Genomic DNA, 20311 nt, shown 5'->3' with positions numbered 1-20311 from the left:
GCCTAGTCCTGGTTGCGGCCGGGCAAGGTTTTCCGGGGCGCCTTGGGCGCGTGAAGATAGCGGTCGGACATCGGTGCCGCCGCTTCGCTGCAGGCGCTGGTGCCGGCGCTGCAGACGCGCCACGGCGTGCCCCGCGGACGCGGCTTGGCGGTGAAGGCGCCGGTGTTGTCGACCATGGCCACCAGTTCGGTGCCGGCGTGGATGTCCACGCGTTCGGCGCCGCCCTGCCAGGCCAATGACGTGAGTTCGCGCCGGCCGGACCCGACGCGCAGGGTGCGCGCGACCAGGCCGTAGGGATCGACCAGCTCGGGATTGCGCACGCAGTCGTAGGTCTCGACGATGCGCGGCCCGGTGTCGAGCACCGCGAAGTCCTGCGCCCGCACCGGCGCCGCCGGCACCGCCTGGTCGAACACGCGCGAGGTGATGCCCAGCGACGCCCAGGTGTGTTCGGTGTAACGGTCGCTCTCGGCGGTCAGCGCGATGTTGCCGCCGTCCGAGAGCACGATGCCGTAGCGCTGCATCGTCCGCAGGATCACCTGCGCCGCCGGCGGATACAGCCCGACCGGGAAATCGGCGCGCAGCCGCAGCCTCGCGCCGTAGGGAATCGTGCCCTCCGGCCCGCTCGGCCCGCCGGCGTGGCTGGCCGGCCGCACGTACACCGGGCGGCGCACGCCGCCGACCAGCGTGGTCGCCATGCGTGCGTTGGGCAGGATGAAGCGGATCGCATGGCCGAGGTCGCCGTCGGCCTGCTGCATCGCGGCGTGGACTTCGTCGGCGTTGAACAGCAGCGGCGCGATCGGGAAACCGGCGGCGTCGGCGCTGGTGCAGTGTTCGCCGCGGTTGCTGGCCGGGTAGGTGCGGTCGAGCCGCCACACCGCCAGGCACTGCGCCTGCAGCCCGCCGGTGCCGCTGGCGTTGGCGCGGTAAGCCTCGTACAGGCGCGAGCCCTGGACGACCAGCAAATGGCAGTCGCCGTTGGCGTTGTCGCAGGCCAGGCCGGCCTGGCCCTCGATCGCGGCGTCCGCTGGCACCGGCATCGCGGTGCCGGGCGCCTCGCAGTCGGGCGAGTAGTAGCTGCCCGCCGAGGGGTAGGCGAGGATCGTGCGCAGCGGCGCGTCGTCGCCGGCGCGCACCACGTGGAAACTGAAGTCGATCTGCATGCGGCCGTAGCCGAAGCCGCCGAGCCCGACCCAGGTCGCCACCATCGCCGCCGAATCCGGGTGCAGCGGGGCGTCGCGGATGTCCTGGTGCCAGACCGCGCCCGGCGGGAAACGCGGCGGCGGCTCGGCCTGCGCCGCGGCGGCGAGCAGCAGGACCAACGCGGCGAACAGGCGACGGCAGCAGGCCATGGCGGACATTCCCGGCGACGAGGGCGCCAGCATACGCCTCCGTTCCGGGGAACTTCAGGCCGGGGCGGCCACTCTCAGGCCGGTCTGAACCGCGCGGAGTCCCGGCATGTCCCAGCGTTTCCACTACGGCCCCTGGCTGGCCGCCGCCTTCGTGGCCGCCACCGGCCTGGTCGCCTGGAAGTACTACCCGCGTGACGCCGCGCCTGCGCCGGCCACCGCCACCGCCCCGGCCGCCGCCGTCGCGCCCGTGCTCGACCCTGCGCCCACCGCGGTGCCCGACGCTTACCCGATCGATGCCGTGCCGGTGCTGCCCGACGCCCCGGCCACGCCGCTGCCGCCGCTGGACCAGAGCGACGCGGAGGCCATGGCCGCGCTTGCCGCCGCGGCCGGCGGCGCCGACCTGGGCCCCTTCCTGCGCCTGCAGTTCCTGCTGCCGCGCCTGGTCGCGACCATCGACGCGCTGCCGCGAAGCACCGTCACCCAGAACGTCTACGCGGCCCGGCCCGTCGCCGGCACGCTGGGCGTCGCCACGCGCGACGGCGGCACCTGGCTCGACCCGGCCAACGAAGCCCGCTACCGCGCCGCGGTGGCGCTGTTCGAAGCCGTGGATTCGCGCCAGCTGGTTTCCGCCTACGTCCGCTTCTATCCGCTGCTGCAGCAGGCCTATCGCGACCTGGGCGTGCCGGACCGGCAGTTCAACGACCGGCTGGTCGAGGTGATCGACCACCTGCTCGCCGCGCCGACGCCGCCCGGGCCGCTGGCCCTGGTGCCGGTGCCGGACAAGCCGCGCTGGGCCTTCGCCGACCCGACCCTCGAGGCCGCGTCGGTGGGTCACAAGGCCATGATCCGGCTTGGCCCGGAGCAGGCCGCGCGGGTGAAGGCCAAGCTGCGCGAACTGCGCACGCTGCTGGCGGGCCAGCGTCCCGCCGCCTGACCGGGCCGCGCGCCCGGCGCTTGCGCTAGGCTGGGCGCCGGATCCTCCGGTCGGAGCCGGCATGTCGCCCCTGCAATACCTCGGTCGTCGCCTCGCGGCCTTCCTGGCCCGGCCGCGCGAGCGCAACAGCCACATACCGACCAGCCCGACCGGCCTGCTCGCCGCGACGCTCCGCAAGGGCGACGTGGTGCTGGTGGAGGGCAGCAGCCGCTTCGCCAGCGCCATCAAGTACCTCACCCAGTCGACCTGGTCGCACGCCGCGCTCTACATCGGCGACACCCTCGGCCCGCCGGCCGAGGGCGAGGAGCCGCGGGTGCTGGTGGACGTGGACGTAGTGGACGGCGTACGCACGATCCCGCTGAGCGCCTTTTCGGGTCTTCATACCCGCATCTGCCGGCCGGTCGGCCTGGGCGAGGCCGAGGTGGCGGCGCTGGCCGAGTTCATGCTGTCCCGGAAGGGCATCACCTACGACCTCAAGAACATCCTCGACCTGGCCCGCTATTTCATCCGCACCCCGCCGGTGCCGGGTTCGATGAAGCGCCGGATGCTGTCGTTGGGCAGCGGCGAGCCGACCAAGGCGATCTGCTCGACCCTGCTGGCCCAGGCCTTCGAATCGATCCACTACCCGATCCTGCCGGAAGTGGAGCTGGTGGACGTCGATTCGGCCGGGGCCCGGCGCGCCCGGCGGGAGATCCTTCACATCCGGCACCACAGCCTGTACGCCCCGCGCGATTTCGACGTCTCGCCCTTCTTCCAGGTGGTGAAGCCGCGCATCGCCCACGGCTTCGACTACCGCAGCCTGGACCTGCGCCGCCCGCCCGTCGCCGGGCCGCCGGCCGCTTGATTTCGCGCGCCCGGTGGTGGAATTTGCTACGGTGTTGGCGTCGTGCGTTTCGGTGGTTTCCAGTGCTTCCGGCCAGTCCAGGCGCCCCCGGGCGCCATCAACCAAAAGGGTGAAGGAAATGATGGGAATGATGCGTTTCGCGGTCGTGGTCGCCCTGGCCACGATCTTCGCGGGCCTGCCGGCCCTGGCGCAGGAACCGGCGCCGGCCCCGGACATGCAGGCCGCGCTGTGCGCCGACTTCAACGGCGCCGCGGACCCGTCCCCGTACGTCTCGTACATCGAGGGTTTCGCCAGCGCCCGCGGCAGCGAGGACACCGCCGCCGCCCACGTGGCCTCGGTCCGCCAGGCCTGCCAGGCCCAGCCCGATGTCGGCTTCCTGTCGATGGTCGCCGCCACTGCGCCGGCGCCGCTGGCGTCCTCCGGCCCGGGCATGGGCCCGACCTCCTGCTCGGCCCCGCCCACCACCACCTGCAGCGGTTGCTCGGTGGGCTGCGATGCGGGCCAGCAGGCGGTGTGCCGCGCCGGCCGCGATTTCGGCGCCGTCCGTTGCGCGACGCGCGCCCGCTGCGCCTGCGAATGACCCCCTGATGGCCGCGCCGCAGCCCTTGGCCGGGTGGCGGCTGCGGCAGGTCGTCGCCGACACCCACCAGCTCTCGAAGGTCGGCGGCTTCCTCTACGTCTTCGGCTGGGCCGTGATCGGCTGGCTGGGCGACGTTCTCGACTTCGCCCCGGTCACCGCGCTCGTGGTGGCCGCGGGTTTCCTCGTGCTGGCCGCGCTGCGCGTGGCGATGCGCCCGCCCGACACCGGCAACGAAGACGACGCGCGCCGCTGGCTGCTGCGCTACGCCCTCGTGCTGCCGCTGGCGTCGGTGCTGTGGGCCGGCGTGCAGGCCTGGGTGCTGCTGGATCCGCACTTTGGCGAAGACACCCAGATGGTGTCGCTGATCGCCACCATCGGCTACGCCACCGTGTTCGCCAACGTCTACTCGACCGTGCGGCACCTCGCGGCGGTGGGCGTGTGCGTGCTGTTCGTGCCGATGCTGGTGGTGCTCTGGAGCCTGCCCGACGCGCGCGCGCTGGCGGTGGCGATGTCGTTCTACGCGCTCTACCTCGCCGGCGCCGTGGTGCGCAGCCACGCCGAGTACCGGCGCCGGCTGCGGCTGGACGAGGCGCTGCGCGAACAGCGCGACCTCTACGAACACCTCAGCCGCACCGATTCGCTGACCGGCCTCGCCAACCGCCGGCATTTCACCGCCTGCCTGGCCCATGCGGCCGAGCGCGCGCTGCGCGGCGGCGCCGGGTTCACGCTGCTGATCCTGGACATCGACCACTTCAAGCGCGTCAACGACCGCCATGGCCACGCGGTCGGCGACGCCTGCCTGCAGGCGCTGGCCGACCGCCTGCACCGGGCCTTCCCGCCGCCGGCCTGCCTGCTGGCCCGGCTGGGCGGCGAGGAGTTCGGGGTGTTGATCGAAGGGACGCATGCCGACGGCCGCGCGCTGGCCGAGTCGCTGCGCAACGATCTGGCGCAGCATCCGCTGGACTGCGGCCCCGGCGCACGGCTGCCGGTGACGGTGAGCATCGGCGTCGGCCGCTTCGAGCCGGCCCGGCACGGGGATGCGGACGGCCTGTACCGCGCGGTCGACCTCGCGCTGTACTCGGCCAAGGACCAGGGCCGCAACCGCGTGCACGCGCTCGCCGACGAAAGCGCCTGAGCCGCGGCACCGGCTAGAATCGCGGCGTTCCCACGGCGGAGACCGCCCTTGGCCCTGGCCGCCGATCCTGCACTCGACACCTTGTTCCTGCCGATGTCCTCGGGCGCCCTCGACTGGCCGGCGCCGGGCGGCACGCTGTTCCTGCGCGCGCGCGCCGGGGTCGCGCTGAACGCCGCACGCCGGCACAAGCCGGTGTGCGAGCAGAGCTTCCGCCCCTGGGCCGATGCGCTCGAGCGCGACGGGCTGGCGGTGTCGGAGGCCAACAGTGGCCGCTTCGAGCGCGTGCTGGTGCTGGCGCCGCGCCAGCGCGACGAATCGCGCGCGCTGCTGGCGCGTGCGCTGGCGCAGCTGGCCCCGGGGGGTGTGGTGGTGGCCTGCGCCGCCAACAAGGAGGGCGCGCGCTCGATGCAAGACGACCTCGCGCGGCTGGCCGGCCCGGTGCACGCGCTGACGAAGAACCACTGCCGGGTCTGCTGGACCGCGCCGATGGACGCCGACCAGGTGGATGCGGCGCTGCAGGCCGAGTGGCGCGCACTCGATGGGCCGCGCCGCATCGCCGAGGGTCGCTTCCTGAGCCGGCCGGGGCTGTTCGCCTGGGACCGCATCGATGCCGCGTCCGCGCTGCTCGCCGACAGCCTGCCGGCTGATCTCGCGGGGCGGGGCGCCGACCTGGGCGCCGGCTTCGGCTACCTCGCCAGCGAAGTGCTGGCGCGCTGCCCGGCCGTCACCGGCCTCGATCTGTACGAAGCCGAGGCGCGGGCGCTGGCGCTGGCGCGTGAGAACCTGGCCGGCGCGCGCGTGCCGCTCGGCTTCCATTGGCACGACGTGACCCGCGGCCTGGCCGAGCGCTTCGACTTCATCGTCAGCAACCCGCCCTTCCACCAGGGCCGCGCCGACGAGCCGGGGCTGGGCCAGGCCTTCATCGCCGCCGCCGCGGGCGCGCTGCGCGCTGGCGGGCGGCTGTGGCTGGTGGCCAACCGGCATCTTCCCTACGAGGCGGCGCTGGCCCGCGGCTTCACCGGCGTGCGCACGGTGCGCGAAGACGCGGGCTTCAAGGTGATCGAAGCGACCAAGGCGGGCGCCGCATGAAGCTGGTGAAGCTGATCGCGAACCTGGGCTACGGTAGCCGCAAGCAGGTGCAGCTGATGTTCCGCGAAGGCCGCGTCACCGACCCGGCCGGCGAGGTGCTGTATGCCGACGACGCCGTCGGCCACGATGAAATCCGCATCGACGGGGAACCCCTGGACCCGCCGCAGGGCCTGCTGCTCCTGCTGCACAAGCCGACCGGCTACACCTGCTCGACCAAGGACCCGGGCCGCGTGGTCTACGACCTGCTGCCGCCGCGCTACCGCCTGCGCGACCCGCTGCTGTCCACGGTCGGCCGCCTGGACCGCGACACCTCGGGCCTGCTGCTCATGACCGACGACGGCGCGCTGCTGCACCGGATCACCTCGCCCAAGGCCAGGCTGGAAAAGGTCTACGAGGCCACGCTGGCCGCCGACCTGCGCGGCGACGAGGCCGCGGTCTTCGGCAGCGGCACGCTGATGCTGGAATCGGAAAAGACGCCGCTGGCGCCCGCCGGTTTCGAGGCACTCGGCCCGCGGCGCGCGCGCATCACGCTGGTCGAGGGCCGCTACCACCAGATCCGGCGCATGTTCGCCGCCGTCGGCAACCACGTCGAAACCCTGCACCGCCATAGCCTGGGCGGCCTAGCGCTGGGCGCGACGGCGTCGGGGGAGTGGAGGGTGCTGGGGGAGGAGGATCGGAGGGTGATCTTTGGGGGGCCAGGAACTTGGAACTAGTGAGGAGGAACTAGGAAATAGTGGAGCAGGTCCGGGCTAGCCGTAAGCACTTCACTAGTTCCTATTTCCTCTTCACTATTTCCTGTTAAACAGTTCCACTCGGGCAACGACGCGCCAACCCGCGGCTCAGTCGCGGAAGTTGTCGAACTGCAGCGGCAGCTCGATGTCGGACTTGCGCAGCAGGGCCATGGCGTCCTGCAGGTCGTCGCGCTTCTTGCCGCTGACCCGCAGCTTGTCGCCGTTGATCTGGGCCTCGACCTTGAGCTTGGCTTCCTTGAGCGTGGCCACGATCTTCTTGGCCAGCTTCTGCTCGATGCCCTGCTTGATGGTGACCTTCTGGCGCGCGCCGGCCAGGTTGACCTCGGGCTCGGCCACGTCCAGGCAGCGGATGTCGATGCCGCGGGCGACCAGGCGGCCGCGCAGGATGTCGAGCATCTGCTTGAGCTGGAAGTCGCTCGGGGCGTGCTGGGTGACCACGAATTCGTTCAGCTCGAACTTGGCGTCCGAGCCTTTGAAGTCGAAACGGGTGGACAGCTCGCGGTTGGCGGTGTCCACGGCGTTGGTGAGCTCGTGCTTGTCGACTTCCGAGACGACGTCGAAGGAGGGCATGGCGGCCTCGGGGGCGGGGTGGTGGGGATGCGGGATTCTAGCCCAGCCCGCCCGGCGCGGTCAGTCGTCACGCCGCTGACTGGAAGTGAAACGGGGCCGCCGGTATTCAACACGAATTCAGACGCCCGGGAGCGATGATTCGCGCCGTGGATCCTTCCCGTCCACGTACCTTTCGAGGCTGACCATGTCCCATCTCAAGCTTGCCACCCTGGCCCTCCTGCTCGCCGGCTCCTCGGCGCTGCCGGCCGGTGCGCAGAACAGCGGCCTGCCGGGTGCCGTCCGCGACGCCCAGTACCGCGCCGAGGCGCGCGAGCGCGTCGAGGACCGCGAGGAGTTCCGCGATTACCGCAACGACCGCCGCGGTGATCAGCCGGGCGGGGCCAGCGGCATCGTCAGCGACGGCCGCCGCGATGACCGTCGCGACTGGCGCGAAGACCGCCGCGACGACCGCCAGGATCGCCGCTACGACCGCCGGGACGACCGCCGCGACTGGCGTGCCGACCACCGCGAGGACCGTCGCGAGTGGCGGGACGACCGCCGTGAATGGCGCGACGACCGCCGCGACTGGCGCGACGACCGCCGCGCGTGGCGCCAGGACCGCCGCGACGACCGCTACTACGACCGCCGCGACCACTACGCGCGCCACAACGACGGGCGCTGGAACGGATACTACTGGCAGCCGCAGTACCGCTACCGGGCGCCGGTGCGCTACGTGTACCCGCGCGGCTACGCGCCGTACCAGTGGCGCGTGGGCCATCGCCTGCCGCGCCACTACTACGACCGCCACTACTACGTGGACTACCGCGCCTACCGCCTGCCGCCGCCGCCCTACGGCTACCACTGGGTCCGGGTCGACCGCGACGTGGTCCTGGTGGCGCTGGCCACCGGCCTGATCCGCGACGTGCTGTACGGCCTGTACTACTGACGTTTCGCGTAAACGCGTCCCAAGGGGCCGGCCATGCCGGCCCCTTTTCTTTTGGGGACGGCGCGCCGGGGTAACGAAAGCTTCACCACCCGGGGACTAGGCTCGCGCCATGTCGCCCCGGCCCCTGCCTGTCGCCCGCTCCTTCCTGCCCCGCTTCGGCATGGCCGCGGCGGCGCTGGCCGGGCTCGCGGGCTGCGCCGAGAACTCCCCGCACCCGCTGCCCGAAGGCGCCTTCCTGGTGCAGGACCAGGCATTGAGCGAGATGAGCGGCCTGGAGGCGTCGGTGCGTGACCCGGGCGTGCTCTGGAGCATCAACGACAGCGGCAGCCGGCCCCGGCTGTTCCGGCTGGGGCGGCGCGGCGAAGACCTCGGGCGCGTGGCCGTGCGCGGCACGTCATGGCTGAGCGATGATTGGGAAACCCTGGCCATGTGGCGCGAGGGCAGCACCGACTGGCTGCTTCTGGGCGACGTCGGCGACAACAAGCAGCGCCGGCCGTACGTCAACGTGTATGCCGTGCGTGAGCCCGCGCCCGGCGCCACCGAGGCCACCGTCGAATGGACGCTGCGCTTCCGCTATCCGGACGGCCCGCGCGATGCCGAGGGCATCACCGTCGATCCCACGTCGGGCAGCCTGCTGGTGCTGAGCAAGCGCGAGTCGCCGCAGCGTCTTTACCGCGTGCCCCTGTCGGCACGCGGCAACGAGGTCCCGGTGCTCGCCGAAGCGATTGCCGAGCTGCCGCCGCTGTCGGCGCAGGCCACCGGCCTGGACATCACGCACGATGGCCGGGCGCTGGTGGTGTTGACCTATGCCGCGGTCTACGTGTGGCCGCGCATCGATGGCCAGCCCTGGGCGTCGGTACTGTCCGCGCCGGTGCAGCGGCGCGCGCTGCCGCCGATGTCGAAGGCTGAGGCCATGGCGACCGGCCCCGAGCCGGGCGTCGTGTACGTCGGCTCCGAGCGGCTGCCCACGCCGCTGCTGCCCATCCGCGTCGGGCCTTAACGAAACGCTGAGGTTTTTTTCAGCGAAGGTTCGTGTGCGCGGGTGCAGGGTGTCGTTGAAGCCAATGGCTTCATCCCCCCGCAGATAAGGAGCACGACATGAACAAGAATCCCTGTTCCGCCGCCCTCGCCGCGATCACCCTGGCGCTGTCCGGCGCCGCTTTCGCCGCCACGCCGCCGCCGGTGGACGGCACGATGGCCAACGCCCCCGTGCAGGACCACGCCAGCATCGGCTTCGACGAGATCGACAAGGATGCCGACGGCTTCGTCGTCCAGTCCGACCTGCCGCCCGAGCACGAGCTGGCGCTGCAGTTCGCCGCCGCCGACCTCGACCGCGACCAGCGCCTGAGCCGCGATGAGTTCGACGCCTTCGAGGAGTCGCCGGAGGAAGAGGAGGCCGAGGAGTAAGGCGCGACGTTCCGCGGCACTTCCCCCCACGCGGAACACGGGCGGCCCTCGGGCCGCCCGTGTTCGTTCAAGGCGCGAACAATTCCGGCTGCGGCGGCAGCTCGTCGTGCCGGCGGAAGTTGGCCAGGCCCACGCCCACCAGCCGGTAGCGAGTGCGCGCCGGCAGCTCCACGCGCGTGCGCAGCTCCAGCGCGATCGCCACCACCTGCGCCAGCGAAGTCGGCGGCGAGGTCGGCGTCAGGCTGCGGGTGAGGATGCGGAAATCGGCGGTCTTGAGCTTGAGCACCACGGTGCGCCCGCTGCGGTCGCCCTCGCGCGAGGCCGCGGCCCAGGCCTTGGCCGCCAGGCGTTCGATCGCGTCGGTGGTCTGCTCCAGCGGCAGGTCGCGCTCGAAGGTGTCCTCGGCCGAGACCTGCGTGGTTGGCCGCTCGGATTCCACCGGGTGTTCGTCAATGCCGCGCGAAAGCTCGTGCAGTCGGCGGCCCCAGCGCCCGAAGCGCCGTTCCAGTTCGTGCAGCCCGTGCTCGCGCAGCTGGCCCACGGTGCGGATGCCGAGCGTGGCGAGCTTCGCCTCCATCACCTTGCCCACGCCGGGGAGCTTGCCCACCGGCAGCGGCGCGAGGAAGGCCAGCACCTGCGCCGGCTTCACAACGAACTGGCCGTCGGGCTTGCGCCAGTCGCTGGCGATCTTGGCCAGGAACTTGTTGGGCGCGATGCCGGCCGAGGCGGTCAGCGCGGTTTCCTCGCGGATGGCGGCCCGGATCGCTTCGGCAACCGCGGTGGCGCTGGCCAGGCCGGTCTTGTTCTCGGTCACGTCGAGGTAGGCCTCGTCCAGCGACAGCGGTTCGATCAGGTCGGTGTGGCGGGCGAAGATCGCGCGCACCTGGCGCGACACCGCCTTGTAGCGGGCGAAATCGGGCGGCACGAAGATCGCCTGCGGGCACAGCTTTTCGGCCCGCAGCGCCGGCATCGCCGAACGCACGCCGAATTTCCGCGCCTCGTAGCTGGCCGCGCACACCACCGAGCGCGCCCCGCGCCAGGCCACCACCACCGGCTTGCCGCGCAGGGACGGATCGTCGCGCTGCTCCACCGACGCGTAGAACGCGTCCATGTCAACGTGCACGATCTTGCGGGGCGGGGCCATGCCGCATTGTCGCCCAGCGGCGCGGCCGCCGCAGCGGGCCTCAGTCGGTCCGTTCGCGCAGCGCGGCGCGGTAGCGGCGGCTGCAGGGCAGGGTGCTGCCGTCCTTGAGGTGCAGGCGGGCGTCGCCGGTCTCCAGTGGCTCGATCATGGCCACGTGGTCGAGGTTGACGATGTGGCTGCGGTGCACGCGCTGGAAGCGCGCCGGATCGAGCCGGGACTCGATCGCGGCGATGGTGCTGCGCAGCGGGTACTCGCGGCCGCGCACCCGCAGGTTCACGTAGTTGCCCGCCGCCTGCAGCGACTCGATGTCGGCCGCGGGCACCAGGAACTCCCGCCCGAGCTTGCGCACCAGGAAGCGCTCCGGGCGATCCACCGGCTCGACCGGCGGCGCGTCGTCGTCCGGGGCGTCGAGCAGGCTGGCCTCGCCCTGCAGGCGCCGCAGCACGAACCGGTAGCCAATGATCATCAGCACGGCGCCCAGGAAAGTCCGGGCGTCCTTCACGTACTCGTAGAACAGCTGCCGCGGCCAGTCGCCGAAATCGTAGCTGTCGCCGCCCAGCGCGTAGATGGCCTGCCGCAGCGCCACCATGCCCACCACGTGCAGCAGGCTGAAGGCGACGCTGGCCAGCAGGTACCACGGCAGCTGCCGGCGCCAGGTATCGAAGTGCACTGGGAAGCGCCGGGTGAACCAGGCGATGGCCGGCACCAGCGCCAGGATCACCAGGTTGCTGGTCCACTCCCAGATCGCCGGCTCGGCCGGATGGTGGGGCAGGCCGGCGCGGCGAAGCTCCATGCCGACGGTGATGGTGTTGCCGATCGCCGACAGGGAAATCGACGCCAGCCAGTAGCCGGCCTCGGCCCACCGGCGCCAGGGCAGGTATCGCTCGTACAGGGTGGGCGCGCGTTCGGCCGCGGGGGAGGGGGCAGGCATGCCGCCATTCTAGGCCGCGGCCTGCGGGTCGACGCCGCGGTTCGTCCCCCGGTTCCGCCGTTCGTCCCTCGCGGCCCGCGGGTCGTCACCCGGCGGTGGCCCGCGGTGCGACGACCGCGCCAGCCTGTGCTCCCGATCCCGGAGACGACCCATGGAACGCCGCCACGACCTCGACGCGCTGCGCGTCCTCGCCCTGCTGTCGCTGATCGCCTACCACTGCGGGATGCTCTACGTGGCGGAGTGGGACTGGCACATCAAGAGCAGCTACCTGCAGGACTGGCTGCAGTGGCCGATGCTGGCCATGAACCGGTGGCGCATGGCGCTCCTGTTCCTGCTGTCCGGGCTGGCGATCGGGCTGTACCGGCCGTCCCGGCACCCGGGGCGCTTCGCCTGGGAGCGCACGGCGCGGCTGTTCGTGCCGCTGGTGTTCGGCATGTTCGTCATCTGCTCGGTGCAGGCTTATGTGCAAGGCGTGGCCGCGGGCGCTTTAGAGCCTGGATTCGGCACGTTCCTGGCGCGCTACTGGTTCCTGGCGCCGTGGCCGCCGGGCGATTTCAGCGACTACGACCTGACCTGGAACCATCTCTGGTACCTGGCCTACCTGTGGATCTACACCCTCGTGCTGGCGGCCTTGCTGCCCCTGCTCGAGTCCGGCCCGGGCCGGCGCCTCCAGTCTGCGCTCGCCGGGCTGCGCGGCTGGAAGCTCGTGCTGCTTCCGGCGTTCCCGCTGGTGCTGTACCTGAACCTGCTGCTCGTTCGCTTCGAGGCGACCAACGGGCTGTTCGACGACTGGTTCCAGCACGCGCAGTTCTTCACCGTGTTCCTTTATGGCTACGCGCTGTCGCGCTCGGCCGGGTTCTGGGACGAACTGCGCCGCCTCCGCCGCCCGCTGGGCTGGGCGGCGCTGGCGATGACCGCGGTGTACGTGCCCCTGCTCAAGTCCGACATCGTGTTCGGCGAGCCGGCGCTGGTGGCGATCCGCAGCCTGCGCGGCCTGCTGGTGTGGACCGTGCTGCTGGCGATCCTGGCCTGGGGCAGGCACGCGCTCGACCGCCCCTTCCGCTGGCTGCCCTATGCGAGCGAGGCGGTGTTCCCGTGGTACGTGATCCACCAGAGCGCGACCGTGCTGCTCGCCTACTGGCTGGTCCCGCTGCGGCTGGGCGGCGCGCTTGAGGCGTTCCTGGTCGTGCTGGGTACGCTGGCGACCTGCGGGCTTGGCCACGAGATGGTCAAGCGCGTGGCCGTGCTGCGCCCGCTGTTCGGCTTGAAGCCGCGGCCGGCCTCAGGCCGCGCGCAGCCGGAAACGGTCGCGGTACTCGGCCGGGGTCAGTGAGGTGGCGCGCTTGAACAGCTTGCGGAAGCTCGAGGCGTCGCTGTAGCCGCAGCGCTCGACGATTTCCTCGAAGCTGAGCAAGGTGGTCTCGAGCAGCGCCTTGGCGCGCTCGACCCGCAGGTGCTGCACGTGGCCCAGCGGCGTGCTGCCGTAGTGCTGGCGGAAATGCCGCAGCAGGCTGCGCTCGCTGGTGCCGCAGGCCTCGGCCAGCTCGCTGATGCTCAGCTCGCGGTGCAGCTCCTTGTGCAGGAAGTGCTCGGCCTTCTCCGACAGCGAATGCCGCGGCCGTTCGGTCAGCGCGAGGCTGATGTAGGGCGCCTGGCTCTGCCGGTCGGGGTCGATCAGCATCATGCGCGCGGTGTGCTGGGCCAGCGCCGGGTCCACGCGCTGCGCCAGCAGCTGCAGGATGTAGCTCAGCACCGCGGTGCTGGCGCCGGTGGTGGTGACGCCGCCGTCCTCGACCACCATGCGCTCGATGTCGAGCTTCACCCGCGGGAAGCGCTGCCGGAACGCGGCGTCCAGCCACCAGCTGGTGGTGGCGTGGCGGCCGTCGAGCAGGCCCGCCTCCGCCAGCAGGAAGGTGCCGCAGCAGTTGGCGGCGATCGGCACGCCGCGCAGGTGCATCGCCCGCAGCAGCGCGATCTCAGGGCCGAAGCCCGCCAGCTGGTCGACCATGTCGCCGGCGCTGGAGTGCATGTAGCCCGGCACCAGCAGCAGGTCGAGCGCGACCTCGGGCGGCTGCACCGGGCCGATCGACAGGCCGCCGCTGCCGGTCACCGTGGCCTGGCCCCGCGCGCCGACCAGCACGGTCTCCAGGCGCAGGCGGGTGCCCGGATCGCGCACCTCGGCCAGCTTCTGGGCGATGCGCAGGATGTCCATCGGGCCGGTGAGGCTCGAGAGCACGGCGCCCTCGAGCGCCAGCAGGCCGACGGTGAAGCGCTGCTCATCGCGTGACATAGATCGCTCCGGAATGCTGCCGCAGCCAGTCCGACAGCGCGTCGGGCACGGCCAGCGCGCCGGTGTCGGCATCGCCGCAGCCCACCAGCGGGATGCGGCCGGGATGGCCGGCCGGCAGCGGCGTCGCCGAGGGCGCGACCAGCTGCGGGCGGCCGGCGGCGTCCTGGCTCAGCAGCCACAGCCCGGGCGGCGGGGTCGGGCCGGCGCGGCAGGCCTCGGCCAGGCGCAGGCGCACTTCGGCGCCGGTCAGCGGCAGCAGGCGCCAGTCGCCGCGGCTGGCACTGAGGACGGCGTCGTAGCGGCTGCCCTCGACGAAGATGGCTTCGTCGGCGGGCGGGGCGGCGCTGGCGGGGGCCAGGCCGGCGAGGGAGAGCAGAGCGGCCAGCAGCAGGCGATTCATGGGTGGCTCCGTGCGAATCGGGCGAGGCCCGGGGTAGGCACAGCGTCCGCCCCGCGGGCCGCCCCCGGCAGTGGCGAAAACGACACCTTGCGGGTGAAAACGGACTTTACGCCCTCCGGGGGCGAAATCCGACGGGCCCGCCGGCCGCGGGCGTGGCTGATCCGGCGCGGGGCCGGAAAAGGAACGGGCCGCTTTCGCGGCCCGTCCGGGGATTCCGCCTGGCGCGGCGGTCAGTCGTCGATCTCCTCCGAGATCACGCGGCCGGAATGGGCGTTGATGCGCAGTTCGACCCGGCGGCCGTCGCTGCCGCGGGCGTCCGCTTCCCACACGGCATCGTCGAGGTCGAGGTCGCGCACCTCGGTGAAGCCCGCGGCCTGGAGGCGGGCGATCACGTCGCCGGCGGTCATCAGGCCGCGGTCGCCGCGGTCGTCCATCAGCTCGCCGGTGGCCGGGTCGAGGGCCACGTCGTGCCAGCGGCCGTCGGCGTGGCGCACTTCGGCTTCCCAGAGGCCGTCGTCGTACTCGAGGTCGCGGACGTCGGCGTAGCCGGCTGCCTGCAGGCGGGCGGTGGCGTCGGCGGCGCTGCCGACCGGCTGGGCGGAGGCCGCGCTGGCGGCGAAGGCGAGCGAGAGGGCGATCAGCAGGGTGGGGGTCTTCATGGGGTGTCTCCTTCGGTGGGTGGGTCCGGTCGTTGCCGGTGGACGCCACTATCCGCACCGCGCCTAACAGGCCCATGATCGGGTCGTTAACGGAGCCGTTAATGATTCCCGGCACACTGCGCGCATGCCCAAGCTTCCCATCCTGCTGGTGATCGCCGGCGCCGTCGCCGCGCTGCACGTGCCCGTGCAGGCGGACGACGATTCGCGGCGCGCGCGCGAAGGCGTGCGCCGCGGCGAGTTCGTGCCGCTCGAGCGCCTGCTCGCCCGGGCCGAACGCGAGCACCCGGGCGAGGTGCTGGAGGTCGAGCTCGACGACGGCGAGTACGAGATCGAGATCCTGCGCGAGGACGGCCGCGTGGTCGAACTCACCTACGATGCCCGCAGCGGCCGCCTGCTCGAACTCGAGGTGGACGATGACGATGACGACGACTGATGCGCATCCTGCTGGCGGAAGATGACCCGACGCTGCGCGCACGCATCGCCGAGGCCCTGGCCGGGGCCGGCTTCGCGGTCGACGCGGTCGCGGATGGCAACGAGGCCGAATTCCTGGGCCAGACCGAGGCGTTCGACGCCGCGGTGCTCGACCTGGGCCTGCCGGGCATGGACGGGCTGGCCGCGCTGGGCCGCTGGCGCGACGCCGGGCGCGGCTTCCCGGTGCTGGTGCTGACCGCGCGCAGCCGCTGGCACGACAAGCTGGCCGGCTTCAACGCCGGCGCCGACGATTACCTCACCAAGCCCTTCCAGCTGGAGGAATTGATCGTGCGCCTGCGCGCGCTGATCCGCCGCAGCGCCGGGCATGCGCATCCGCGACTCGCCTGCGGGCCGCTGGTGCTGGACGTGAACACGTCGCGCTTCAGCCTCGACGGTGCGCCGCTGGCGCTGACCGCGCAGGAATTCCGCATCCTGTCCTACTTCATCCACCACCCGGGCAAGGTGATCACGCGCGGCTTGCTGGGCGAGCATGTGTACGAAGGCGGCTTCGACCCGGATTCGAACGCGCTCGACGTGCTGATCAGCCGCATCCGGCGAAAGCTCGGGCCGGGCCTGCTGCGCACGCTGCGTGGCCAGGGCTTCGTGCTGGGCGACCCGCCATGAGGACGCTGCGCTCGCTGCGCGGGCGCCTGCTGCTGGCCAGCCTCGCCGGCATCGCCGCCGCCTCGCTGCTGGCGGCGTGGCTGCTGGGCGCGGCCTTCGAACGCGCGGTGCTGGGTGCCTTCGACCGACGCCTGGCCGATGACCTGGTGACGGTGGCCGGCGTGCTGGCGCGCGACGGCAACGGCCAGGTGCGGATGCGCCGCGAGCCCGCCGACGGCCGCTACGCGCGCGTGTTCTCCGGCCACTACTGGCAGGTGGGCGAAGGGCCGGGGGCGTTCCGCTCGCGCTCGATGTGGGACTTCGCGCCGGTGCTCCCGGTCGCCGCCACCGACGGCGCGCTGCGGCTCCGGGAAGTGGCGGGCCCGCGCGGGCAGGTGCTGCGCAGCGCCGAGCGCACGATTCAGCTGCCGGGCGTCGACGCGCCGGTGCGGGTATGGGTGGCGAGCGACCAGGCCATCCTGCGCCGCGAGGTCGAGGAATTCCGCTGGCTGGCCGGCCTGTCCTTCGCGCTGCTGGCGGCCGGGCTGGCGCTGGCCGCGGCCGGGCAGGTGCGCTATGGCCTGAAGCCGCTGCGCGGGCTCGGCAACGGGCTGGCGAAAGTACGCAGCGGCGAGGCCCGGCGCCTGGATCCGGCACCGCTGCCCACCGAGGTCATGCCACTGGCCGAGCATCTCAACCAGTTGCTCGAGCACCACGAGCGCATGGTCGCGCGTGCGCGCCGCTCTTCGCAGGACCTGGCACACGCGCTGAAAACGCCGCTGGCCGTGCTGGACGCCGGCACCCAGCGCCCGGGCCACGACCTGCCCGAGTTGGTGGCCGAACAAACCGCACGCATGCGCACCGTGGTCGAACGGCACCTGGCCGCCGGCACGCCGGTGGACCTGCGCGGCGCCGCCGGCGTCGCCGCGGCCGTGGCGCGGCTGCAGCCCCTGCTGCAGGCCGCGCATGCCGCCAAGGCGCTGTCATGGGACGTGCAGGTGCCCGGGGCGCTGCGCTTCCGCGGCGCCGAGGACGACCTGGAGGAAATGCTCGGCAACCTGCTCGACAACGCCTGCAAATGGGCGCGCGGACAGGTGCGCGTGGTGGCGGGCCTTGCCGCCGCCGGCCTGTGGATCGAGGTGCGCGACGATGGCCCGGGCCTGCCGCCGGGCCAGCGCGAGGCGGCGTTGCAGCGCGGCGTGCGCCTCGATGAGCGCACGCCCGGCACCGGCCTGGGCCTCGCGATCACGGCCGACCTGGCCGCCGGATACGGCGGCCAGCTCGTGCTGGACGCCGGGCCGGAGGGCGGCCTTTGCGCCCGGCTGGGGCTGCCCGCGGCCTGACGCCGCGGCCTCAGCCGCAGCCGTCGGTGTAGTGCAGGTAGCCCACCACGGCGTCGCCGCCCAGCATCACCCGCTCGACCCGGCCGCAGCCGAGGATCGGCGGGCCGTTGCCGGCCGGCAGCCAGAGCGGATGGCCTTCGTTGGGCACCCGGTCGTCGGCGGCGACGGCCGTGACGTTGTCGATCTTGCCGCTGCCCAGGTCGACGATGCAGTCGAAGCGGGCATCGCCCGGGTCACGCAGGCGCACGCCGGCCTTGCCGCGGTTCATCGGCCAGGCGCTGGTGACGGCCACCGTGACCACGCCCGCGTCCTGGACGCAGCGGCCGATCGCCTCGTCGAGCTCGGCGAGGCGGCGCGTCCAGTCGGTGTCGGGCTTGCCGGCGGCCTCGAACACCGGCGCGGCGTCGAGGTCCAGGCCCATCTCGGCGCTGCAGCAGCCGTTCACCGGCGCGCCGCCGCCGAAGCTGGCCTGGGCACTGAAGGGAAACGCAGGGCCGTCGGCCATGGTGTCGAAGCACTGGCCCGGCGCGATGAGCGTGGCCACCGATTCCTCGGGGCTGCCTTCCGGCGCGCCGGTGAAGCGGAAGCTGCCGCCGTCGGCGGCCGCCAGTTCGCCCTGCAGTTCGGTTTCGGCGTCGGGTGTCTTGAGCAGGGCGCGGTCGGCCGTGATGTCCAGCGACCAGAAGGGTTCGTTGCCCCGGCAAAGGAAGGCGCGCGGCACGGTGGGCACGGCGGTGTCTTCCGGGGGCGCCGGTTCCGGCGCGGTGGCCATCGGCGGCGGCGGCGGGGCCTCGGCGGCGGGCGCGGGCGCCTCCTGCCGGCAGGCAGCCAGCGGGATCACCAGGGCGAGGGCGAGCAGTCGCGTCTTCATCGGCGTTTCTCCAGGGGGCGCCGGGGGAACGATGCCGCAGCGCCCGGACGGCGGCAAGCGGCGCCATGGCGAGGCTGAACGGATGCCCCGCGGCCTCGCGCGCCCCGTCAACGCGTGCCGGGTTGCCACGTTTTCGGTGGCATGGGCGGAATGGGCCGCCACGAGGGAGATCCACATGTTCAAGCCACTGATCTGCACCGCCCTGGTCCTGGCCAGCGGCTTCGCCTTTGCGCAGGACGCCGGCGCCGACCGCGAGGCGCGCCGCGCCGAGTGGCAGGCCAAGGCCGAGGCGCGCTTCGCCGAGGCCGACAAGGACCGCGACGGCCGCCTGGACCGCATCGAGGCCCAGGCCTTCGGTGATCGCATGGTGCGCAACTTCGACCGCATCGACGCCAACCGCGACGGCGAGCTTGAGCGCACTGAAATCGCCGACGCGCGCCGCCACGCCATGCAGGGCAAGCGCCATCACCGCATGCGGACGATGCACGCCTACCAGCGCGGCCTCTTCAAGGGCATGGATGACGACGGCAACGGCGCGATCAGCCGCGCCGAGCTGGGGAGCAAGATGCCGCGCTGGGCGGAGCACTTCGCGGTGATCGATGCCGACAAGAACGGCGAGATCAGCGCGGACGAACTGAAGGCGCACCGCCAGCAGATGCGCGCGGAACATCGCGCGCAGCGCGCCCAGCGCAAAGGCTGAAGCGCGGGGTCCCCGGGGGCGGGCGGTGGGGCCGCCCCGGGGGTTTTCAGCGGTGGATCAGAAGCGGAAGCCGGCGCTGATGCCGTAGACCAGCGGGTCGACCTCGGCGGTGCCGACGTTGCCCAGGGTCTCGACGGTCACTTCGGTGTCGAAGTCGAGCTTGCGCACGTCGGCGCGCACGAAGAAGTTGTCGTTGAAGTACACGTCCGCGCCCAGCGTCAGGCTCAGGCCGTTGGCGTTGTCGCCGTCGATGCCCAGGCCCGCCAGCGCGCCGCGGCTCTGCTCGCCCGAGACGTTGACCACGCCGTAGCCGGCGCCGATGAACGGGCGGAACTGGCCGTCGGTGTTGAAGTGGTAGTTCAGGCTCAGCGTGGTCGGGCGGTGCTCGACGGTGGCGACGGTGCCGAGGCCGGCCAGCGAGACTTCGTGCTCGAACGCGGTCAGGCCGCTCCACAGCTCGACCGAGAAGTTGTCGTTGAAGCCGTAGGCGAAGCTGCCGGTCAGGCTCCAGTCATCGTTGACGCTGGCGCGGGCGCCGGCGAGCGTGCCGTTGTCGGACTTCGGGTCGGTGTTCTGGTAGCCGAGGGTGGCGGTGAAGGACTGGGCGTTGGCGCCGGTGGCGGCGAGCGCGCCGCCAAGCGCGAGGGCGATCAGGGCAATGCGGGGCATGGGGTGGCTCCTTGCGGGGTTATCGGGGGGACCGGTCTTTCCGGCCCGCCGATCCTCGCGAGCGCCGCTTCAAGCCCCGGTGAGGCCGGCGTCCAAGTCGCGTGAACGATTCAGGCTCGCCGGGAACTTCCGGCGCCGGGGGCAGTCCATGACTGCAGTCACTGTCACCATCCGCACGCGCATCGTCGCCGCGGTGGCGGCCAGACTGGCCCTGCTCTCCAAGGGTGACATTGCGCTCGGGCCGTTACCGGCCTCGCCTGGCGGCGAACAGCACGCGTCGCCAGGGTGTTTGCGCCAATCCAAGGCCCCCGTTACCCCGGGGGTTCTTTTTGTCCGGCGCTTGGCCGTCGTCGGCGAACGGGGGACAATGGGCGCGGACTCATTTCGCGGAACCCAGGTGGACCATGGCCGAGCTTAAGGAAGCGCGGGTGCCGGATATCGGCGACGACAAGGACGTGCCCGTGATCGAGCTGCTGGTGCAGCCCGGCGACGTGGTGAAGAAGGACCAGGGCCTGGTGACGCTGGAATCGGACAAGGCGACGATGGAAGTGCCGGCGCCGTTCGACGGCATCGTGCGCGAGCTGAAGGTCAAGGTCGGCGACGAGCTGTCCGAGGGCTCGGTGGTGGCGCTGATCGAGCCGGCCG

The 20311-nt window shown here is 72.3% G+C and carries 24 protein-coding genes; 15 read left to right on the top strand and 9 right to left on the bottom strand.

All coding sequences use genetic code 11. From position 1 onward, the window contains the following. Positions 1–2 precede the first annotated feature (2 nt). Complete coding sequence (locus tag N787_RS00800; protein ID WP_052574997.1) at positions 3–1349, bottom strand: hypothetical protein; 1347 nt, start codon at positions 1347–1349, stop codon at positions 3–5. Between the two features lie 106 nt (positions 1350–1455). Here N787_RS00800 and N787_RS00795 point away from each other — a divergent pair, with 106 nt between their 5' ends. The 6 genes from N787_RS00795 to N787_RS00770 all read left to right on the top strand — a co-directional run bounded on the left by N787_RS00795 (position 1456) and on the right by N787_RS00770 (position 6644). Then, positions 1456–2283: a DUF3014 domain-containing protein gene (locus N787_RS00795; protein WP_034210053.1), complete on the top strand. Its 828-nt coding sequence runs from the start codon at positions 1456–1458 to the stop codon at positions 2281–2283. Between the two features lie 61 nt (positions 2284–2344). Then, positions 2345–3127, top strand: coding sequence for a YiiX/YebB-like N1pC/P60 family cysteine hydrolase (locus tag N787_RS00790; protein WP_034210052.1), 783 nt, complete (start codon positions 2345–2347; stop codon positions 3125–3127). A gap of 127 nt (positions 3128–3254) precedes the next feature. Continuing rightward, on the top strand, positions 3255–3707 hold the full coding sequence (locus N787_RS15095) for a hypothetical protein (RefSeq protein ID WP_034210051.1): 453 nt from the start codon (positions 3255–3257) through the stop codon (positions 3705–3707). Between the two features lie 7 nt (positions 3708–3714). Beyond that, positions 3715–4842: a GGDEF domain-containing protein gene (locus N787_RS00780; protein ID WP_034210050.1), complete on the top strand. Its 1128-nt coding sequence runs from the start codon at positions 3715–3717 to the stop codon at positions 4840–4842. A gap of 48 nt (positions 4843–4890) precedes the next feature. Then, complete coding sequence (locus N787_RS00775; protein ID WP_034210049.1) at positions 4891–5931, top strand: class I SAM-dependent methyltransferase; 1041 nt, start codon at positions 4891–4893, stop codon at positions 5929–5931. After that, positions 5928–6644 carry a pseudouridine synthase gene (locus tag N787_RS00770; protein ID WP_034210048.1) on the top strand — a complete coding sequence of 239 codons (717 nt, stop codon included), beginning with the start codon at positions 5928–5930 and terminating at the stop codon, positions 6642–6644. Before N787_RS00775 ends, N787_RS00770 begins: the two co-directional genes overlap by 4 nt. A 126-nt stretch (positions 6645–6770) precedes the next feature. On the opposite strand, the gene N787_RS00765 is transcribed toward N787_RS00770, so the two are convergent. Next, on the bottom strand, positions 6771–7253 hold the full coding sequence (locus N787_RS00765) for a YajQ family cyclic di-GMP-binding protein (protein WP_034210047.1): 483 nt from the start codon (positions 7251–7253) through the stop codon (positions 6771–6773). Between the two features lie 184 nt (positions 7254–7437). Between N787_RS00765 and N787_RS14125 the strand changes: the two genes are divergently transcribed. From N787_RS14125 to N787_RS00750, 3 genes are all read left to right on the top strand, one after another. Beyond that, a complete protein-coding gene (locus N787_RS14125) occupies positions 7438–8178 on the top strand; it encodes an RcnB family protein (RefSeq protein WP_052574996.1) in 741 nt (246 codons plus the stop codon). Positions 8179–8287: 109 nt separating this feature from the next. Next, a complete protein-coding gene (locus N787_RS00755) occupies positions 8288–9178 on the top strand; it encodes an SdiA-regulated/phytase-like domain-containing protein (protein WP_034210046.1) in 891 nt (296 codons plus the stop codon). Between the two features lie 98 nt (positions 9179–9276). Beyond that, positions 9277–9585, top strand: a complete 309-nt coding sequence (locus N787_RS00750) for an EF-hand domain-containing protein (protein WP_034210045.1) — start codon at positions 9277–9279, stop codon at positions 9583–9585. 67 nt (positions 9586–9652) lie between these two features. On the opposite strand, the gene dinB is transcribed toward N787_RS00750, so the two are convergent. Both dinB and N787_RS00740 read right to left on the bottom strand, forming a co-directional pair. After that, positions 9653–10729 carry a DNA polymerase IV gene (gene dinB, locus N787_RS00745; RefSeq protein ID WP_034210044.1) on the bottom strand — a complete coding sequence of 359 codons (1077 nt, stop codon included), beginning with the start codon at positions 10727–10729 and terminating at the stop codon, positions 9653–9655. 40 nt (positions 10730–10769) lie between these two features. Beyond that, positions 10770–11660 carry a LytTR family DNA-binding domain-containing protein gene (locus N787_RS00740; RefSeq protein WP_052574995.1) on the bottom strand — a complete coding sequence of 297 codons (891 nt, stop codon included), beginning with the start codon at positions 11658–11660 and terminating at the stop codon, positions 10770–10772. Positions 11661–11811: 151 nt separating this feature from the next. Between N787_RS00740 and N787_RS00735 the strand changes: the two genes are divergently transcribed. Continuing rightward, positions 11812–12993, top strand: coding sequence for an acyltransferase family protein (locus tag N787_RS00735; protein ID WP_034210043.1), 1182 nt, complete (start codon positions 11812–11814; stop codon positions 12991–12993). On the opposite strand, the gene N787_RS14120 is transcribed toward N787_RS00735, so the two are convergent. The 3 genes from N787_RS14120 to N787_RS00720 form a co-directional block, all read right to left on the bottom strand. Then, the gene (locus N787_RS14120; protein WP_052574994.1) at positions 12943–13950 is read right to left on the bottom strand and encodes a GlxA family transcriptional regulator; all 1008 of its coding nucleotides are present in this window, start codon (positions 13948–13950) and stop codon (positions 12943–12945) included. The two genes, N787_RS00735 and N787_RS14120, sit on opposite strands and share 51 nt — an antisense overlap. Beyond that, the gene (locus N787_RS00725) at positions 13937–14350 is read right to left on the bottom strand and encodes a hypothetical protein (RefSeq protein ID WP_034210042.1); all 414 of its coding nucleotides are present in this window, start codon (positions 14348–14350) and stop codon (positions 13937–13939) included. The genes N787_RS14120 and N787_RS00725 overlap by 14 nt, the downstream gene beginning before the upstream one ends. Positions 14351–14580: 230 nt before the next feature. Then, positions 14581–15009, bottom strand: coding sequence for a PepSY domain-containing protein (locus N787_RS00720; protein WP_034210041.1), 429 nt, complete (start codon positions 15007–15009; stop codon positions 14581–14583). Between the two features lie 124 nt (positions 15010–15133). Here N787_RS00720 and N787_RS00715 point away from each other — a divergent pair, with 124 nt between their 5' ends. The 3 genes from N787_RS00715 to N787_RS00705 are packed head-to-tail and all read left to right on the top strand — an operon-like array spanning position 15134 to position 17426. Continuing rightward, positions 15134–15442: a PepSY domain-containing protein gene (locus tag N787_RS00715; RefSeq protein WP_034210040.1), complete on the top strand. Its 309-nt coding sequence runs from the start codon at positions 15134–15136 to the stop codon at positions 15440–15442. Beyond that, a complete protein-coding gene (locus N787_RS00710) occupies positions 15442–16104 on the top strand; it encodes a response regulator transcription factor (RefSeq protein ID WP_034210039.1) in 663 nt (220 codons plus the stop codon). The genes N787_RS00715 and N787_RS00710 overlap by 1 nt, the downstream gene beginning before the upstream one ends. Next, positions 16101–17426: a sensor histidine kinase gene (locus N787_RS00705; protein WP_034210038.1), complete on the top strand. Its 1326-nt coding sequence runs from the start codon at positions 16101–16103 to the stop codon at positions 17424–17426. Before N787_RS00710 ends, N787_RS00705 begins: the two co-directional genes overlap by 4 nt. Positions 17427–17436: 10 nt before the next feature. Here N787_RS00705 and N787_RS14840 read toward each other — a convergent pair whose 3' ends face one another. Continuing rightward, positions 17437–18297: a hypothetical protein gene (locus N787_RS14840; RefSeq protein ID WP_034210037.1), complete on the bottom strand. Its 861-nt coding sequence runs from the start codon at positions 18295–18297 to the stop codon at positions 17437–17439. 175 nt (positions 18298–18472) lie between these two features. Between N787_RS14840 and N787_RS14835 the strand changes: the two genes are divergently transcribed. Then, the gene (locus N787_RS14835) at positions 18473–18997 is read left to right on the top strand and encodes an EF-hand domain-containing protein (RefSeq protein WP_052574993.1); all 525 of its coding nucleotides are present in this window, start codon (positions 18473–18475) and stop codon (positions 18995–18997) included. 57 nt (positions 18998–19054) lie between these two features. Here N787_RS14835 and N787_RS00690 read toward each other — a convergent pair whose 3' ends face one another. After that, positions 19055–19666, bottom strand: coding sequence for an OmpW/AlkL family protein (locus N787_RS00690; RefSeq protein ID WP_034210036.1), 612 nt, complete (start codon positions 19664–19666; stop codon positions 19055–19057). A gap of 404 nt (positions 19667–20070) precedes the next feature. Between N787_RS00690 and N787_RS00685 the strand changes: the two genes are divergently transcribed. Next, a partial coding sequence (locus N787_RS00685) for a biotin/lipoyl-containing protein (RefSeq protein ID WP_034210035.1) occupies positions 20071–20311 on the top strand: 241 nt, incomplete at its 3' end.

The organism is Arenimonas metalli CF5-1, assembly GCF_000747155.1.
GTDB lineage: Bacteria > Pseudomonadota > Gammaproteobacteria > Xanthomonadales > Xanthomonadaceae > Arenimonas > Arenimonas metalli.
Note: the sequence above shows the minus strand (reverse complement) of the source record. Positions and strands in the feature narration are given on the sequence as shown.

Excerpts from the sequence above, each read along its gene's own strand:
- N787_RS00755 (WP_034210046.1), top strand. The coding sequence starts at position 8,288 with ATGTCGCCCCGGCCCCTGCCTGTCGCCCGCTCCTTCCTGCCCCGCTTC.
- N787_RS00800 (WP_052574997.1), bottom strand. The coding sequence starts at position 1,349 with ATGGCCTGCTGCCGTCGCCTGTTCGCCGCGTTGGTCCTGCTGCTCGCC.
- N787_RS00705 (WP_034210038.1), top strand. The coding sequence starts at position 16,101 with ATGAGGACGCTGCGCTCGCTGCGCGGGCGCCTGCTGCTGGCCAGCCTC.
- N787_RS00780 (WP_034210050.1), top strand. The coding sequence starts at position 3,715 with ATGGCCGCGCCGCAGCCCTTGGCCGGGTGGCGGCTGCGGCAGGTCGTC.
- N787_RS00740 (WP_052574995.1), bottom strand. The coding sequence starts at position 11,660 with ATGCCTGCCCCCTCCCCCGCGGCCGAACGCGCGCCCACCCTGTACGAG.
- N787_RS00715 (WP_034210040.1), top strand. The coding sequence starts at position 15,134 with ATGCCCAAGCTTCCCATCCTGCTGGTGATCGCCGGCGCCGTCGCCGCG.
- N787_RS14835 (WP_052574993.1), top strand. The coding sequence starts at position 18,473 with ATGTTCAAGCCACTGATCTGCACCGCCCTGGTCCTGGCCAGCGGCTTC.
- N787_RS14120 (WP_052574994.1), bottom strand. The coding sequence starts at position 13,950 with ATGTCACGCGATGAGCAGCGCTTCACCGTCGGCCTGCTGGCGCTCGAG.
- N787_RS00690 (WP_034210036.1), bottom strand. The coding sequence starts at position 19,666 with ATGCCCCGCATTGCCCTGATCGCCCTCGCGCTTGGCGGCGCGCTCGCC.
- N787_RS14125 (WP_052574996.1), top strand. The coding sequence starts at position 7,438 with ATGTCCCATCTCAAGCTTGCCACCCTGGCCCTCCTGCTCGCCGGCTCC.
- N787_RS00750 (WP_034210045.1), top strand. The coding sequence starts at position 9,277 with ATGAACAAGAATCCCTGTTCCGCCGCCCTCGCCGCGATCACCCTGGCG.
- N787_RS00725 (WP_034210042.1), bottom strand. The coding sequence starts at position 14,350 with ATGAATCGCCTGCTGCTGGCCGCTCTGCTCTCCCTCGCCGGCCTGGCC.
- N787_RS15095 (WP_034210051.1), top strand. The coding sequence starts at position 3,255 with ATGATGCGTTTCGCGGTCGTGGTCGCCCTGGCCACGATCTTCGCGGGC.
- N787_RS00710 (WP_034210039.1), top strand. The coding sequence starts at position 15,442 with ATGCGCATCCTGCTGGCGGAAGATGACCCGACGCTGCGCGCACGCATC.
- N787_RS00790 (WP_034210052.1), top strand. The coding sequence starts at position 2,345 with ATGTCGCCCCTGCAATACCTCGGTCGTCGCCTCGCGGCCTTCCTGGCC.
- dinB (WP_034210044.1), bottom strand. The coding sequence starts at position 10,729 with ATGGCCCCGCCCCGCAAGATCGTGCACGTTGACATGGACGCGTTCTAC.
- N787_RS00720 (WP_034210041.1), bottom strand. The coding sequence starts at position 15,009 with ATGAAGACCCCCACCCTGCTGATCGCCCTCTCGCTCGCCTTCGCCGCC.
- N787_RS00765 (WP_034210047.1), bottom strand. The coding sequence starts at position 7,253 with ATGCCCTCCTTCGACGTCGTCTCGGAAGTCGACAAGCACGAGCTCACC.
- N787_RS00735 (WP_034210043.1), top strand. The coding sequence starts at position 11,812 with ATGGAACGCCGCCACGACCTCGACGCGCTGCGCGTCCTCGCCCTGCTG.
- N787_RS00795 (WP_034210053.1), top strand. The coding sequence starts at position 1,456 with ATGTCCCAGCGTTTCCACTACGGCCCCTGGCTGGCCGCCGCCTTCGTG.
- N787_RS00770 (WP_034210048.1), top strand. The coding sequence starts at position 5,928 with ATGAAGCTGGTGAAGCTGATCGCGAACCTGGGCTACGGTAGCCGCAAG.
- N787_RS14840 (WP_034210037.1), bottom strand. The coding sequence starts at position 18,297 with ATGAAGACGCGACTGCTCGCCCTCGCCCTGGTGATCCCGCTGGCTGCC.